Genomic DNA, 14586 nt, shown 5'->3' with positions numbered 1-14586 from the left:
CATGATCCTTTCGGCGCTGTTCTTCTATCTGTTTGCCGCGGTCTGCGTGGCCTCGGCGGTCATGGTGATTGTCTCGCGCAATCCCGTGCACTCCGTGCTGTTCCTGATCCTGGCCTTCGTCAACGCGGCCGGGCTGTTCCTCCTGATGGGCGCCGAGTTCCTCGGGATGATGCTGATCGTGGTCTATGTCGGCGCGGTCGCGGTGCTGTTCCTGTTCGTGATCATGATGCTCGACGTCGATTTCGTCGAGCTGCGCGAGGGCTTCATCCAGTATCTGCCGATTGGCATCGTGATCGGCGGCATCTTCATGTTCGAGCTGCTGCTCGTCGTCGGCGCCTGGGTGATCAACCCGCAGGTCACCAAGACGATCACCGCGGCGATCCCGACCAATGTCAGCAACACCGAGGCGCTCGGCCTCGTGCTCTATACGAAGTACATCCATTACTTCCAGCTCGCCGGCATGGTGCTGCTGGTCGCGATGATCGGCGCCATCGTGCTGACGCTGCGCCACAAGGCCAAGGTCAAGCGGCAGAACATCAACGTGCAGAACGCGCGCACGCCCGAGATGGCGATGGCGATGCGCAAGGTGGCGTCGGGGCAGGGCCTGCAGGATGCCGACGCGGCGGAGTGGGTGAAATGACGATCGGGCTCGGACACTATCTCGCGGTCGCCGCGATCCTGTTCACGCTCGGGATCCTCGGCATCTTCCTCAACCGCAAGAACATCATCGTCATCCTGATGTCGATCGAGCTGATCCTGCTGTCGGTCAACATCAATCTGGTGGCGTTCTCGACCTTCCTGGGCGACATCGTCGGCCAGGTGTTCGCGCTCTTGGTGCTGACAGTGGCCGCCGCCGAGGCTGCGATCGGTCTCGCCGTGCTGGTGGTGTATTTCCGCAACCGCGGTTCGATCGCGGTTGAAGACGTCAATCTGATGAAGGGCTAGGCGCAGTTATGGTTCAGGCAATCGTATTCCTGCCTCTGCTGGGCGCCATCCTCGCAGGCATCATCTCGCTGGTCGGTGCCCATGCGCGCTGCCCGAGCGGCGATACCGTCGACCATCACGACGATGCGCATGGGGATGCCCATACCTCCGCGGCCCATGACGATCACGGCCATGATGACCATGGCCATGACGATCACCATGTCTCCGAGCCGGCGGCCGCCGGCTCGCGCCTCGCCGAGCTGATCACCACCGGCCTGCTGTTCGTCTCGGCGGCGCTGTCCTGGTTCACGCTGGTCGATGTCGGTTTCATGCACCATGACGCGCGCGTCGTGCTGCTGCCCTGGATCACCTCGGGCGACCTGCAGGTGGCCTGGACACTGCGGGTCGACACCCTGACCGCCGTGATGCTGGTCGTGGTCAACACGGTATCGGCGCTCGTCCACCTCTACTCCATCGGCTACATGGACGAGGATCCGAACCGGCCGCGCTTCTTCGGCTATCTCTCGCTGTTCACCTTCGCGATGCTGATGCTGGTGACGTCAGACAACCTCGTGCAGCTGTTCTTCGGCTGGGAGGGCGTCGGCCTCGCGAGCTACCTCCTGATCGGCTTCTGGTACCAGAAGCCGTCGGCCAATGCCGCGGCGATCAAGGCCTTCGTGGTCAACCGCGTCGGCGACTTCGGCTTCGCGCTCGGCATCTTCGCGATCTTCGCGCTGGTCGGCTCGACTGATTTCGAGACCATCTTCCACGCCGCGCCCGGGCTGACCGGCAAGGCCATCAACTTCTTCGGCTGGCAGGTCGACGCGCTGACCTTGACCTGCCTATTGCTGTTCATGGGCGCGATGGGCAAGTCGGCCCAGTTCCTGCTGCACACCTGGTTGCCGGACGCGATGGAAGGTCCGACCCCGGTGTCGGCGCTGATCCATGCCGCGACCATGGTCACCGCCGGCGTCTTCATGGTGGCGCGGCTGTCGCCGCTGTTCGAGCTGTCGCCGACCGCGCAGGCGGTGGTGATGTTCTTCGGCGCGACCACAGCGTTCTTCGCCGCCACGATCGGCCTCGTGCAGAACGACATCAAGCGCATCGTCGCGTACTCAACCTGTTCGCAGCTCGGCTACATGTTTGTGGCGATGGGAGCGGGGGCCTATTCGGTCGGCATGTTCCACCTGTTCACGCACGCCTTCTTCAAGGCGCTGCTGTTCCTGGGCTCCGGCTCGGTGATCTACGCGATGCATCACGAGCAGGACATCCGCAACATGGGCGGGCTGTGGCGCAAGATCCCGTACACCTTCGCGGTGATGTGCATCGGCACCCTGGCGCTGACCGGATTCCCGTTGTTCGCCGGCTACTTCTCCAAGGACGCGATCATCGAGGCGGCCTATGCGGCGCATAACCCGTTCGCGACCTACGCCTATCTCTTGACCATCGTGGCCGCCGGCCTGACCTCGTTCTACTCCTGGCGTCTGATCTTCAAGACGTTCTTCGGCGAGCCGCACGACCAGAAGCACTACGAGGCGGCGCATGAGAGCCCGGTGTGGATGCTGGTGCCGATCGGCGTGCTCGCCGCCGGCTCGATCCTCGCCGGCCTGCCGTTCAAGGAGCTGTTCGTCGGCCATCACGGCGTGGAAGAGTTCTTCCGCGAGTCCGTGAAGATGAACCCGCACATCCTCGAGGACATGGAGCACATGCCGGGCTGGCTCGCGCCGCTGCCCACCGTGATGATGGCGCTCGGCCTGTTCATCTCGTATCTGTTCTACATCCGCAGGCCGTATCTGCCGGTCGAGCTCGCGCAGCAGCAGCCGATGCTGTACCAGTTCCTGCTCAACAAATGGTACTTCGACGAGCTGTACGACTGGATCTTCGTGCGCCCGGCGAAGTGGCTCGGCTACACGCTGTGGAAGAAGGGCGACGGCTTCATCATCGACGGCTTCGGTCCGGATGGCGTCTCCGCCCGCGTGCTCGACGTCACCCGCAACGTCGTGAAATTGCAGACCGGCTACCTCTATCACTACGCATTCGCGATGCTGATCGGGGCTGCCGGATTGATCACCTGGTTCATGTTCGGCTTGGGAGGCCAGTAAATGACAACCTGGCCCATCCTTTCGGTCACGACCTTCCTGCCGGCGGTCGGTGCGATCCTGGTCTATCTGCTGGCGCGGGGCGGTGACGAGACCGCGAGCCGCACGGCGCGCTGGATCGCGCTGTGGACCACGCTGATTACCTTCGCGATCTCGCTGATCCTCGTGGTGCGCTTCGATTCGGCCTCGACCGACTTCCAGTTCGTCGAGAAGGCGTCCTGGCTCGCCACCGGCATCACCTATCACATGGGCGTCGACGGCATCTCGCTGCCGCTGATCATCCTGACCACCGCGATCATGCCGCTCTGCATCATCGCGAGCTGGAAGTCGGTGACGCAGCGCGTCGGCGAATACATGATGGCGTTCCTGATCCTGGAAACGCTGATGGTCGGCACCTTTTCGGCGCTCGACCTCGTGCTGTTCTACCTGTTCTTCGAGGGCGGCCTGATCCCGATGTTCCTGATCATCGGCGTCTGGGGCGGCCCGCGCCGGGTCTATGCGTCGTTCAAGTTCTTCCTCTACACCTTCCTTGGCTCGGTCCTGATGCTGCTCGCCATCATGGCGCTGTACTGGAACGCCGGCACCACCGACATCCCGACCCTGATGCACACCGCGGTGCCGCGGTCGTTGCAGACCTGGGCGTGGCTGGCCTTCTTCGCCTCGTTCGCGGTGAAGATGCCGATGTGGCCGGTGCACACCTGGCTGCCCGATGCGCACGTCGAGGCGCCGACGGCGGGCTCGGTGATCCTGGCCGCGATCCTGCTGAAGATGGGCGGCTACGGCTTCCTGCGCTTCTCGCTGCCGATGTTCCCGCTGGCCTCGCACGACTTCGCGCCGTTCGTGTTCGTGCTGTCCGTCATCGCCATCATCTACACCTCGCTGGTGGCGATGATGCAGGAGGACATGAAGAAGCTGATTGCATATTCGTCGGTCGCGCATATGGGCTTCGTCACCATGGGCATCTTCGCGGTGACGACGCAGGGCGTCGCCGGCGGCATGTTCCAGATGGTCTCGCACGGCATCGTCTCCGGCGCGCTGTTCCTCTGCGTCGGCGTGGTCTACGACCGCATGCACACCCGCGAGATCGCGGCCTATGGCGGCCTCGTCAACCGGATGCCGCTCTATGCGCTGACCTTCATGGTCTTCACCATGGCCAATGTCGGTCTGCCGGGCACGAGCGGATTCGTCGGAGAGTTCATGACGCTGCTCGGCACCTTCAAGATCTCGCTGCCGACGGCGTTCTTCGCCACCACGGGCGTGATCCTGTCGGCCTGCTACGCGCTCTGGCTCTACCGCAAGGTGGTGTTCGGCGCGCTGGTCAAGCCGTCGCTGATGTCGATCAAGGATCTCACATTCCGCGAATGCGTGACGCTGTTCCCGCTGATCGCGCTGACCATCCTGTTCGGCGTCTACCCGAAGCCGGTGCTCGACATGTCGGCCGCCTCGGTCCAGCAGCTCGTCAACAATTACCAAACCGCCGTGACTGCCGTGAAGGCAGCCGCGCTGACCGTCCAGTAAGGCCCTCGTCATGAGCTTTTCCAGTGCAGGTTATCAGTTGCAGCCGGTGCTGCCGGAGCTGGTGCTCGCGGTCGGCGCCATGGTGCTGTTGATGATCGGAGCCTATCGCGGGCAGGGGACGACGCGGCTCGTCACGGCGCTGGCGATCTGTCTCCTGGTGCTGACCGGCGTGCTGGAGCTCTGGCTGCCGGCCGGCAAGCTCGTGACCTTCGGCGGCAGCTTCATCGTCGACGACTTCGCCCGCTTCCTGAAGGTCCTCGCGCTGATCGCCTCGGCGGCGACCCTGATCCTGTCGACCGAGTACCTGTCCCAGCCGTCGAGCCGCAACTTCGAGTTCTCGATCCTGGTGCTGCTGTCGACGCTCGGCATGATGGTGCTGATCTCGGCCGGCGATTTGATCTCGCTCTATCTCGGTCTCGAGCTCATGAGCCTTGCGCTCTATGTTGTCGCCGCCAGCCAGCGCGACAACGCCAAGTCGAGCGAGGCGGGCCTGAAGTATTTCGTGCTCGGCGCGCTGTCGTCGGGCATGCTGCTCTACGGCGCCTCGCTGATCTACGGCTTCACCGGCACGGTCAGCTTCGCGGGCATCGCCGCGGCGGCAACCACCGGCAGCATCGGCATCGTGTTCGGCCTGGTGTTCCTGCTCGCCGGCCTCTGCTTCAAGGTCTCGGCAGTGCCGTTCCACATGTGGACGCCGGACGTCTATGAGGGCGCGCCGACGCCGGTGACGGCGTTCTTCGCGTCCGCCCCGAAGGTCGCCGCGCTCGCGGTGTTCACCCGCGCGACGCTGACCGCGTTCCCGGGCATCGTCACCCAGTGGCAGCAGATCCTGGTATTCGTGGCAATCGCCTCGATGGCGCTGGGCTCGTTCGCCGCGATCGGCCAGACCAACATCAAGCGCCTGATGGCCTATTCCTCGATCGGCCATATGGGCTTTGCGCTGGTCGGCCTCGCCTCCGGCACGGTCGAGGGCGCGCAGGGCGTCCTGATCTACATCGCGATCTATGTCGCGATGACGCTCGGCTCGTTCAGCATCATCCTGGCGATGAAGCGGAACGGCCAGGCGCTGGAGCAGATCAGCGATTTCGCCGGCCTATCCCGCACCAATCCGCTGCTCGCCTTCATCTTCGCGATGCTGCTGTTCTCGCTGGCCGGCGTGCCGCCGCTCGCCGGGTTCTTCGGCAAGTGGTACGTGTTCGTCGCCGCGATCAAGGCCAATCTGTTCACGCTCGCCGTGATCGGCGTGCTGACCAGCGTGGTGGGCGCGTTCTACTATCTGTCGATCGTCAAGGTGATGTATTTCGACCAGCCGCTCGGCAAGCTCGACCCGGTCCGCGTCGAGCTGCGCACCGTGCTGGCGGTCGCCGGCATCTTCAACATCTTCTTCTTCGCCTATCCGGGTCCGCTGGTGAGCGTGGCCACGGCGGCGGCCAAATCACTATTTTGACGCGTGCGGTTCCGAAATCGGGATGCTGGCTTTCGGAACCAATCATGCGCATAACGCTGACATGACCTTCACGCTCGGGCCCCGGGCCATAGCGGCGGGCTACCGGCTCGCCGCCTTCGATCAGATCGGCTCGACCAATGCCGAGGCGATGCTGCGCGCCCGCGACGGCGAGCAGGGGCCGATGTGGTTCGTGACGCCGGAACAGACCGCGGGCCGCGGGCGGCGGCAGCGGGTCTGGGTCGCGCCGCGCGGCAATCTCGCCAGCACGATCCTCGAGGTGACGGACGTCCAGCCGGCAGTCGCCGCCACCCTCGGCTTTGCCGCCGGGCTGTCGCTCGAAGCCGCGCTGCGGAAGGTCAGCATCGAGGCGGCGCTGCGGCTCGGGCCGGACAGCCCGAAGTTCACCCTGAAATGGCCGAACGACGTGCTGGCCAACGGCAAGAAGCTCTCGGGCATCCTGCTGGAGGCCGAGGCCATCGGGAGCCGGCTGGCGGTCGTCGTCGGCATCGGCACCAATGTCGTCGCAGCACCCGAGGGGACGCCGACGCCGGCCGTATCGCTCGCGGCGCTCGGCATCCAGATCGGGGCGGAGGAGCTGTTTGCCGCGCTGTCGGACGCCTGGGTCGAGTTTCGCGGCATCTGGGACGACGGCCGCGGCTTCCCCGAGATCCGCAGGCTGTGGCTGGAGCGCGCGGCCGGGCTCGGCGAGAAGGTCGCGGTCCATACCGGATCGGCGACCCTTGAGGGCACGTTTGACACCATCGATGATACCGGCTGCCTGATCGTCCGCGCCGCTGATGGCGAGCGCCTGCCCGTGACGGCGGGCGAGGTCTATTTCGGCTCCGCAGCCTCGGTGAGGGTGAACTGATGGCGCGTCCCGAGGAGCTCACCTTTGCGCCGCTCGGCGGCGTCGGCGAGATCGGCATGAACCTGTCGATCTACGGCCTCGGCAACCGCCACCAGCGCTCCTTCCTCGCGGTCGATCTCGGCGTCTCCTTTGGCGACGAGGAGCATCTGCCGGGCATCGACCTGATCATGCCCGACGTCCGCTTCCTCGAGAAGGAGCGCAACAATCTGATGGGCCTCGTGCTGACGCACGCCCATGAGGATCATTTCGGCGCCATCATCGATCTCTGGCCGAAGCTCGGCTGCAAGATCTACGCGACGCAATTCAGCGCGGCGCTGTTCGAGGCCAAATGCGCCGCCGAGCGTAACCCGCCAAAAATCCCGGTCGCGGTGATTCCGTCGGGCGGGCGGGTTGATATCGGTCCGTTCAATGTCGAGTTCATCCCGGTCGCGCATTCGATTCCGGAATCGCACGCGCTGGCGATCAAGACCGATGTCGGCACCGTGCTGCATACCGGTGACTGGAAGATCGATCCGACCCCGATCATCGGCCAGCCGACCGACGAGCGGCGGCTGCGCGAGCTCGGCGATGAAGGCGTACTGGCGCTGGTCGGCGACTCCACCAATGCGGTGCGCGACGGGCGCTCGCCGTCGGAGACAGAGGTTGCCGCCACGATCAAGAAGCTGGTCAAGGCGGCCAAGGGCCGGGTCGCGGTCACCACCTTCGCCTCCAACGTCGCCCGGGTGCGGGCGGTGGCGGACGCCGCGAACGCCGCCGACCGCGAGGTGGTCGTGGTCGGCCGCGCCATGGAGCGCGTGGTGCAGGTGGCGCGCGAATGCGGCTATCTCGACGGCTCGCATAAATTCCGCAGCGCCGACTATTACGGCCATTTCCCGGCCGACAAGGTGCTGGCGCTGTGCACCGGCAGCCAGGGCGAGCCGCGCGCAGCGCTGGCGCGGATCGCCAATGACGACCATCCGCAAGTCACCCTGAACAAGGGCGACACCGTGATCTTCTCCTCCCGCACCATTCCCGGCAACGAGAAGGCGGTCGGCTCCATCATCAACAACCTGGTCATGCAGGGCGTCGAGATCATCACCGACCGCGAGCACCTGGTCCACGTCTCCGGCCACCCGCGCCGCGACGAGCTGCGCGACATGATCTCCTGGGTGCGGCCGCAGCTCTTGATCCCGGTCCATGGCGAGGCGCTGCATCTGGCCGAACACGCCAAGCTGGCGCGCGCCGCCGGCGTGCCCAAGGTCCTGACCTGCCGCAACGGCGACTTGGTCAAGCTCGGGCCCGGCGAGCCCGGCATCATCGGCGAGGTGCCGGCGGGCCGGCTCTACAAGGACGGAACCATTCTGGAGGACGCCAAGTCGCGTGCCGTGGTGGAGCGGCGGCGGATGGGCTTTGCCGGCTGCGCCTTCGTCGCCATCGCCATGACCGAGCAGGGCGAGCTCGTCGACGATCCCGAGGTTGATCTGGTCGGCATGCCGGAGAACAATGCGGCGGGCGAACTGCTCGACGACATCGTGTTCGATGTGGTGGTATCGACGATCGAGGGCCTGCCGAAGCCGCGGCGGCGCGATCCGGACGCGCTGGGGGAATCGGTGCGGCGCGCGGTGCGGGCGGCGCTGAACGAGCAATGGGGCAAGAAGCCGATCTGCGTCGTGCACGTTCTGACGGTTTGAGCCTAAGCATGATCCGGAAAAGTGCGAAGCGGTTTTCCGAAAAGATCATGCTCAACTAAAGGGAGAGAGAGAGATGCTGGGCCGGCTCAATCACGTCGCGATCGCGGTCAAGGACGCCAAGCAGGCCGCGAAGATTTACGGCACTGCCTTCAATGCCGAGATTTCCGATGCGGTGCCGCTGCCGGAGCACGGCGTCATCACCGTGTTCGTGACGCTGCCGAACACCAAGATCGAGTTCATCGAGCCGCTGGGCGAAGCCTCGCCGATCGCGAAATTCGTCGAGCGCAATGCCGACGGCGGCATCCACCATGTCTGCTACGACGTGCCCGACATCATCGCGGCCCGTGACCGCATGATAGCCGAGGGCGCGCGGGTGCTGGGCGATGGCCAGCCGAAGATCGGCGCGCACGGCAAGCCGGTGCTGTTCTTCCACCCGAAGGACTTTTCCGGCGCGTTGGTCGAGATCGAACAGGCCTGAGGCCATATGGCGTACCAGATCTCCACAGGGCTAGCGATCTATTTCGTGCTTTGGTGGCTCGTGCTGTTCCTGACGCTGCCGTTCGGCATACGTAGCCAGCATGAGGACGGCGTCGGCGCGCCCGGCACCGATCCCGGCGCCCCGATCCTGGCGCGGATGGGCCGCAAGCTGTTGTGGACCACGTTGATCTCGGCCGTGATCTTCGCGATCGCGATGTGGGCCTATCATTCCGGCTATCTCTCGATCGAGCGGCTGTCGAAACTGATGGGGATGCCGTTCTGATACGCAGTTTTCGTCGGATCAGAAGTAGCCCGCATGAGCGAAGCGACATGCGGGATCACTTTCCCGGGTATCGCTTCGCTCACCCGGGCTACGTACCGATGGGGATGCTGTTTTAGAAACTGATGCCAATGGAGCGGGGATCAACCTCGCCCTGGCAATGCGGCGGCGGCGGAGAAGAAGCAGGGCATCGCCGATTTCGCCGGCAACCATGCGCTCTGCAAGATCACCGAGGATCTGATCTTCACCGATCCCTACCGCACAGCCGAGCAGAACCGCTGGACCGCGCCGTATCTCGACGCCACGGCCGCGGCATTCCGCGAGGATCTCGACCTGCATGTCGCGATCAGCAGGCTGAAGCTGAAATTCATGGCGAGCCCGGAAGCGCTGCTGCATGGCGACCTGCACACCGGCTCGATCATGGTCACCGAGAGCGAAACCAAGGTGATCGATCCCGAATTCGCCTTCTACGGCCCGATGGGCTTCGACATCGGCGCGGTGATCGGTAATCTGCTGATGGCCTATCTCGCCTCCGCCGGCCACGAGCGCGCGCCGGGCGACCGTGCCTCTTTCGAGGCGTGGCTGCTCGAGACCATCGAGGGCGTCTGGGCCGGGTTCTCGCGAAGATTTCTCGCGCTGTGGCGCAGCGAGGCTGATGGCGACGGCTATCCGGTGTCGCTGTTCGCGGGCGAGGCGGGCGCGGCGCGGCTGGAGGCGGAACGGCAGGCTTATATGGCGCGATTGTTCCAGGACACCGTCAGCTTCGCCGCGGCCAAGACCGTCCGGCGCATCCTTGGTCTCGCGCACAACATCGATTTCGAGTGGATCGCGGATGAGAAGCAGCGCGCGATCTGCGAGGCGCGGGCCCTCAAGCTCGCCCGCAACATGATGCTGGAGGCAGCATCCTTCACGACAATAGGCGCAGTCACCTACGCCGCGCGCGAGCTGCGCCACTGGCAGCCGGATTTCGCCAGGTAGCGGGGGCGGTGGAAATATTCGTATTTTCCGAATTTTATCTTGACGTGGACCCCAACTCAGATGTTTAATTCCTCCGTCTCACCCGATCGAGGGGCGCTTCGCGGTCGTCACGAACGTGGGTCGAGATGCGGTGGACGCGGAGTGCGCAGTTGACGAACGCGCATGACGCGGACGGTGAAGTCGTGTGGTCCCGACGCCCTAGCGGCAGGTGTCTTTTCCGATTGCGCGGTGCGCGTTGCGAAGACGGTGACAAGCAAGCCCAGTCTCGCCGGGGAGAGCACGAAGTAAGCCGTAACCCATCGCGCAGGGAAAGCCGGGTTGTTTCCGGTTACACCTGTGGTCCTACCCCTGTGCTTTCTACCTTTTGCACGGGGCCCATGGGTGCGATCGGCACCCGGCTTTCCCTGCGCCCTCTGCTTTCAGAGGGTGAAACGAACAGCAAAGCTCGGGCAATTCATGTCGCGAGAACACCGAAGTATGACTCACGAACCGAGCCGCACATTCGCTGTCGTCCCTGCGAAAGCAGGGACCCATAACCACAGATGGTCATTGTTGTGCGATCGCGGAACGACGAGTCCCGTTCACCACATCCGCCGCGGAGTATGGGTCCCTGCTTTCGCAGGGACGACGAATGGAGAGAGCTGTGTACTCACCTCCATCGTTCTCAATGTATCCCTCCGTTGAGGGCCGCCTTGTTTGACGGACGCGAGCGCTGCAGGTCCTAGGGGTAATCCTAGGAGAAGCGCTATGACGATTTCGCGGGCAGAGGTGATCACATCGGTCGAGCGGCGGCGTCGGTGGTCGCAGGATGAGAAGGAACGGCTAGTTGCAGCATCGCTCGAGCCCGGAGCCACCGTTTCGGAGGTGGCTCGCATGGCCGGCCTTCATGTGAGCCAGCTGTTCAGGTGGCGCAAAGAGCTTTGCAAGCACGGTGAAACGAGTGTAGCGCCGTTAGTGCCGGTCGAGATTGGGCCGTCTGTGCCGCCGCGGGATGTGGCCGAAGCGCCATTGACGACGGCGCCGGCGCGTCGACGGAGGAGCCAGGGCATCATCGAGATTGATCTCGGTAGCGGACACCGAATCCGGGTCGATGGTGACGTTGATGGAGACGCGCTGCGACGAGTTCTCGATGCCCTGGTGCGCCGATGATTCCGGTTCCGAGCGGCGTGCGAGTGTGGCTCGCGACAGGCTACACGGATATGCGCAGAGGCTTTCCGTCGTTGGCACTTCAAGTGCAGGAGGTGCTGCGCAAAGACCCGCTCAGCGGTCATCTGTTCGTCTTCCGCGGTCGGCGCAGCGATCTTGTGAAAGTGATCTGGCACGATGGCCAGGGAGCATGCCTGTTTACCAAAAGACTCGAGAGAGGAAAGTTCATCTGGCCATCGGTTGCCGGTGAATCGGTAACGATCTCTCCGGCGCAGTTGAGCTATCTGTTGTCCGGGATCGATTGGCGCAACCCTCAAGAAACCCAGCGTCCGACGCGGGTCGGATAGCCGTTTTACAGTTTGAATCTTCTGCTTGATCTGATTCAATGGCTTCATGACATCGAAGCCGGACGATCTTCCATCGGACCTTGCGAGTGCCCTGGCGGCGCTGCAGGCCGAGCGTGAGGCGCGGTTGCGAGCTGAGGCGGTGGCTGCCAGCGCGCAGGCGGAGCTGTCGGACAACGAGGCGCTGGTCGCGCATCTCGAGCTGCGGATCGAGAAGCTCAAACGCGAACTGTACGGGCAGCGCTCCGAGCGCACGGCGCGGCTGCTCGAGCAGTTGGAACTGGAGCTCGAAGACCTCGTCACCACGGCGAGCGAGGATGAGCTTGCGGCGCAGGCCGCAGCGGCGAAGACTCAGAACGTCCGCCCCTTCACGCGCAAGCGGCCGGTGCGCAAGCCCTGGCCGGACGACATCGAACACGAGCGCGTCGTCATTGACGCTCCGACGAGCTGCGCCTGCTGCGGCGGATCGCGGCTGGCGAAGATCGGCGAGGATGTGACCAAGACGCTGGAGGAGATCCCGCGTCGCTTCAAGGTCATCGAGACAGTGCGCGAGAAGTTCACCTGCCGCGATTGCGAGAAGATCAGCCAGCCGCCTGCGCCGTTCCATGCCACGCCGCGCGGCTTCATCGGCCCACAATTGCTGGCGACGATCCTGTTCGACAAGTTCGGCATGCATATCCCGCTCAACCGCCAGAGTGCGCGCTTCAAGGCCGAGAGGATTGATTTGCCGCTGTCGACGCTGGCCGACCAGGTCGGCCACGGGACCTTCGCCGTCATGCCGCTCTTCCACTTGATCGAACGCCATGTGCTCGCTGCCGAGCGCCTTCATGGCGATGACACCACCATCCGTATCCTGGCGAAGGGCAAGTGCACGACCGGGCGGATCTGGACTTATGTGCGGGATGACCGGCCCTTTGCCGGGCCTGCGCCGCCGGCGGCGGTCTATTACGCCTCGAGCGACCGACGAGGCGAGCATCCCCAGAAGCATCTGGCCGCCTTCGCCGGTATCCTGCAAGCCGATTGCTACAACGGCTTCGAGCCGCTGTTCGACCCGCAAAAGAAGGTGCTGCCGATTACGCCGGCGTTTTGCTTCGCCCATGCGCGGCGGGGCTTCTTCGAGCTGGCTGACATCGAGAAGAATGCCCGGGAAGGCAAGAGAGGTAAACCGGTCTCTCCGATCGCGCTGGAGGCGGTCAGGCGCCTGGATGTGTTGTTCGAGATCGAGCGCGCCATTAACGGCTGCGGCGCCGAAGAGCGGCACGCCGTGCGCCAGGAAAAGAGCAAGCCGCTCCTCGGGGACATGCACGCCTGGTTGTTGCGTGAGCGCGAAACCCTCTCTCGCTCGTCCGAGGTCCTGAAGCCGATGAATTACATGCTCAGGCGCTGGGACAACTTCGCCCGCTTCCTCGACGATGGCAGGATCTGCTTGACCAACAATTGCGCTGAGCGCGCATTGAGAGGCATCGCCCTGGGAAGGCGCAACTGGACCTTCGCCGGCAGCCAGCGTGGTGCCGACCGTGCCGCTATCATGCTGACGATGATCACGACCTGTCGTCTCAACGACGTCGATCCCAAGGCCTGGCTCGCCGACGTCCTCGCCCGTATCGCCGATCTTCCCGCTTCGCGTCTGCACGAACTGCTACCCTGGGAATGGAAGCTCCTGCGCCAAGGCGACAAGCCTGCCGATCAGCAGGCCGCCTGATCTTCACGCAACACAATCATAGAGCTCGCCGTGCCCGCGCGCATGCATCAATCAGGCGGTCTTCGTCGTATGCGTACTTCTCAATCCGCCGCTTGCTCCCGCAGCCGCTGCGCGTAGACGTTGATGATGAGCGCCGCGAGCAGGATCAGGCCGCGGATCAGGATCTTCAGGAAGCTGTCGATATTGACGTGGTCGAGGCCGTTGTTGAGCACGCCGAGCACGAACAGCCCGACGATGGTGTTGCCGATGCCGCCGCGGCCGCCGAACAGGCTGGTGCCGCCGACCACCACGGCCGCGATCGAATCCAGCAGATAAGTATCGAACTCGTTCTGCTGGGCGCTGCCGAAATGGGCGACGCCGAGCATGCCGCCGATCCCCGAGCAGACCGCCGAGATCACCATCACGCTGCCGAGGATGAGCTTGACGTTGAGGCCGGCAAATTCCGCGGCCTCGCGGTTACCGCCGACCATGTAGACGTAGCGGCCGAACCGCGTGTAGGTCAGCACCAGATGGCCGCCGAGCAGCATCACTGCGGCGACGATCACGATCCAGGGGATGCCGCCGATCGAGCCGGAGCCGAGCGTCGTGATCAGGTCCGGCACCTTGTAGGCGATCTGGCCGCGCACCAGCAGTGCCGAGACGCCGGCCGCGATCTGCATCATGGCGAGCGTCATGATGAAGGAGGGGATGCCGATCATGGTCAGCCCCAGCGCGTTGACGAGGCCGAGCAGCGCGCACAGCGCCAGCGCCAGCAGGATCGCGACGATGCCCGGCATCGGGACATTGGCGATGTTGACGTAGGATTCCTGCAACGTGAAGTACGCCACGGCAATGCCGGTGACGTTGGCGATGCTGGCGATCGATAGGTCGATCTCGGCGCACAGGATCACGAAGGTGAGGCCGACGGCGATGATGCCGGTGACCGACACCTGGGTCAGGATGTTGCCGACATTGTCGATGGTCGCGAACGATGGGCTCGCGATCGCGAAGAACGCACTGAGGAAGATCAGCGTCAGGAACGGCGCGATGTTGCGCATCTGCGAGCGCAGGAACGGCGCCAGTCCGCGCGACCGCTGGTGATCCGCTCGCGCCGTCGCGCCGTCACTGCTTGCCATCATGTCTCTCCATCAAGC

Annotated in this window: 13 protein-coding genes and 1 pseudogene; 13 read left to right on the top strand and 1 reads right to left on the bottom strand. The window is 64.3% G+C overall.

Translation table 11 applies throughout. The features are described from left to right. The first annotated feature begins 1 nt into the window (after position 1). The 13 genes and pseudogenes from ACE10X_RS23620 (at position 2) to ACE10X_RS23560 (ending at position 13453) form a co-directional block, all read left to right on the top strand. The gene (locus tag ACE10X_RS23620; RefSeq protein ID WP_375762955.1) at positions 2 to 640 is read left to right on the top strand and encodes an NADH-quinone oxidoreductase subunit J; all 639 of its coding nucleotides are present in this window, start codon (positions 2 to 4) and stop codon (positions 638 to 640) included. Further along, on the top strand, positions 637 to 945 hold the full coding sequence (nuoK, locus tag ACE10X_RS23615) for an NADH-quinone oxidoreductase subunit NuoK (protein ID WP_016841823.1): 309 nt from the start codon (positions 637 to 639) through the stop codon (positions 943 to 945). Before ACE10X_RS23620 ends, nuoK begins: the two co-directional genes overlap by 4 nt. 8 nt (positions 946 to 953) lie before the next feature. Continuing rightward, a complete protein-coding gene (gene nuoL / locus ACE10X_RS23610; protein WP_304555286.1) occupies positions 954 to 3026 on the top strand; it encodes an NADH-quinone oxidoreductase subunit L in 2073 nt (690 codons plus the stop codon). Next, positions 3027 to 4541: an NADH-quinone oxidoreductase subunit M gene (locus ACE10X_RS23605; protein ID WP_038385084.1), complete on the top strand. Its 1515-nt coding sequence runs from the start codon at positions 3027 to 3029 to the stop codon at positions 4539 to 4541. 10 nt (positions 4542 to 4551) lie between these two features. Beyond that, on the top strand, positions 4552 to 5988 hold the full coding sequence (gene nuoN, locus ACE10X_RS23600; protein ID WP_028340123.1) for an NADH-quinone oxidoreductase subunit NuoN: 1437 nt from the start codon (positions 4552 to 4554) through the stop codon (positions 5986 to 5988). A gap of 61 nt (positions 5989 to 6049) precedes the next feature. Next, on the top strand, positions 6050 to 6856 hold the full coding sequence (locus ACE10X_RS23595; protein ID WP_038385100.1) for a biotin--[acetyl-CoA-carboxylase] ligase: 807 nt from the start codon (positions 6050 to 6052) through the stop codon (positions 6854 to 6856). After that, a complete protein-coding gene (locus ACE10X_RS23590; RefSeq protein ID WP_038385085.1) occupies positions 6856 to 8526 on the top strand; it encodes a ribonuclease J in 1671 nt (556 codons plus the stop codon). The genes ACE10X_RS23595 and ACE10X_RS23590 overlap by 1 nt, the downstream gene beginning before the upstream one ends. A 73-nt stretch (positions 8527 to 8599) precedes the next feature. After that, complete coding sequence (gene mce, locus ACE10X_RS23585) at positions 8600 to 9004, top strand: methylmalonyl-CoA epimerase (protein WP_016841811.1); 405 nt, start codon at positions 8600 to 8602, stop codon at positions 9002 to 9004. 6 nt (positions 9005 to 9010) lie between these two features. After that, positions 9011 to 9286 carry a DUF1467 family protein gene (locus tag ACE10X_RS23580; RefSeq protein ID WP_028340120.1) on the top strand — a complete coding sequence of 92 codons (276 nt, stop codon included), beginning with the start codon at positions 9011 to 9013 and terminating at the stop codon, positions 9284 to 9286. Positions 9287 to 9448: 162 nt separating this feature from the next. Continuing rightward, a pseudogene (mtnK, locus tag ACE10X_RS23575) lies at positions 9449 to 10261 on the top strand (S-methyl-5-thioribose kinase); the annotation flags it as partial. A 747-nt stretch (positions 10262 to 11008) separates the two neighbouring features. Then, positions 11009 to 11410, top strand: coding sequence for a transposase (locus ACE10X_RS23570; RefSeq protein WP_038380667.1), 402 nt, complete (start codon positions 11009 to 11011; stop codon positions 11408 to 11410). Continuing rightward, a complete protein-coding gene (gene tnpB, locus ACE10X_RS23565; protein ID WP_018272694.1) occupies positions 11407 to 11754 on the top strand; it encodes an IS66 family insertion sequence element accessory protein TnpB in 348 nt (115 codons plus the stop codon). The genes ACE10X_RS23570 and tnpB overlap by 4 nt, the downstream gene beginning before the upstream one ends. 46 nt (positions 11755 to 11800) lie before the next feature. Continuing rightward, on the top strand, positions 11801 to 13453 hold the full coding sequence (locus ACE10X_RS23560; RefSeq protein ID WP_038380666.1) for an IS66 family transposase: 1653 nt from the start codon (positions 11801 to 11803) through the stop codon (positions 13451 to 13453). A gap of 80 nt (positions 13454 to 13533) precedes the next feature. Here the strand turns inward: ACE10X_RS23560 and ACE10X_RS23555 are convergent, their stop codons facing one another. Further along, on the bottom strand, positions 13534 to 14568 hold the full coding sequence (locus ACE10X_RS23555) for an ABC transporter permease (protein ID WP_038385101.1): 1035 nt from the start codon (positions 14566 to 14568) through the stop codon (positions 13534 to 13536). Positions 14569 to 14586 lie beyond the last annotated feature (18 nt).

The sequence above is a fragment of the Bradyrhizobium sp. Pha-3 genome (genome assembly GCF_042258325.1).
Classification (GTDB): domain Bacteria; phylum Pseudomonadota; class Alphaproteobacteria; order Rhizobiales; family Xanthobacteraceae; genus Bradyrhizobium; species Bradyrhizobium elkanii.
This window is presented reverse-complemented; position numbering and strand designations above follow the sequence as displayed.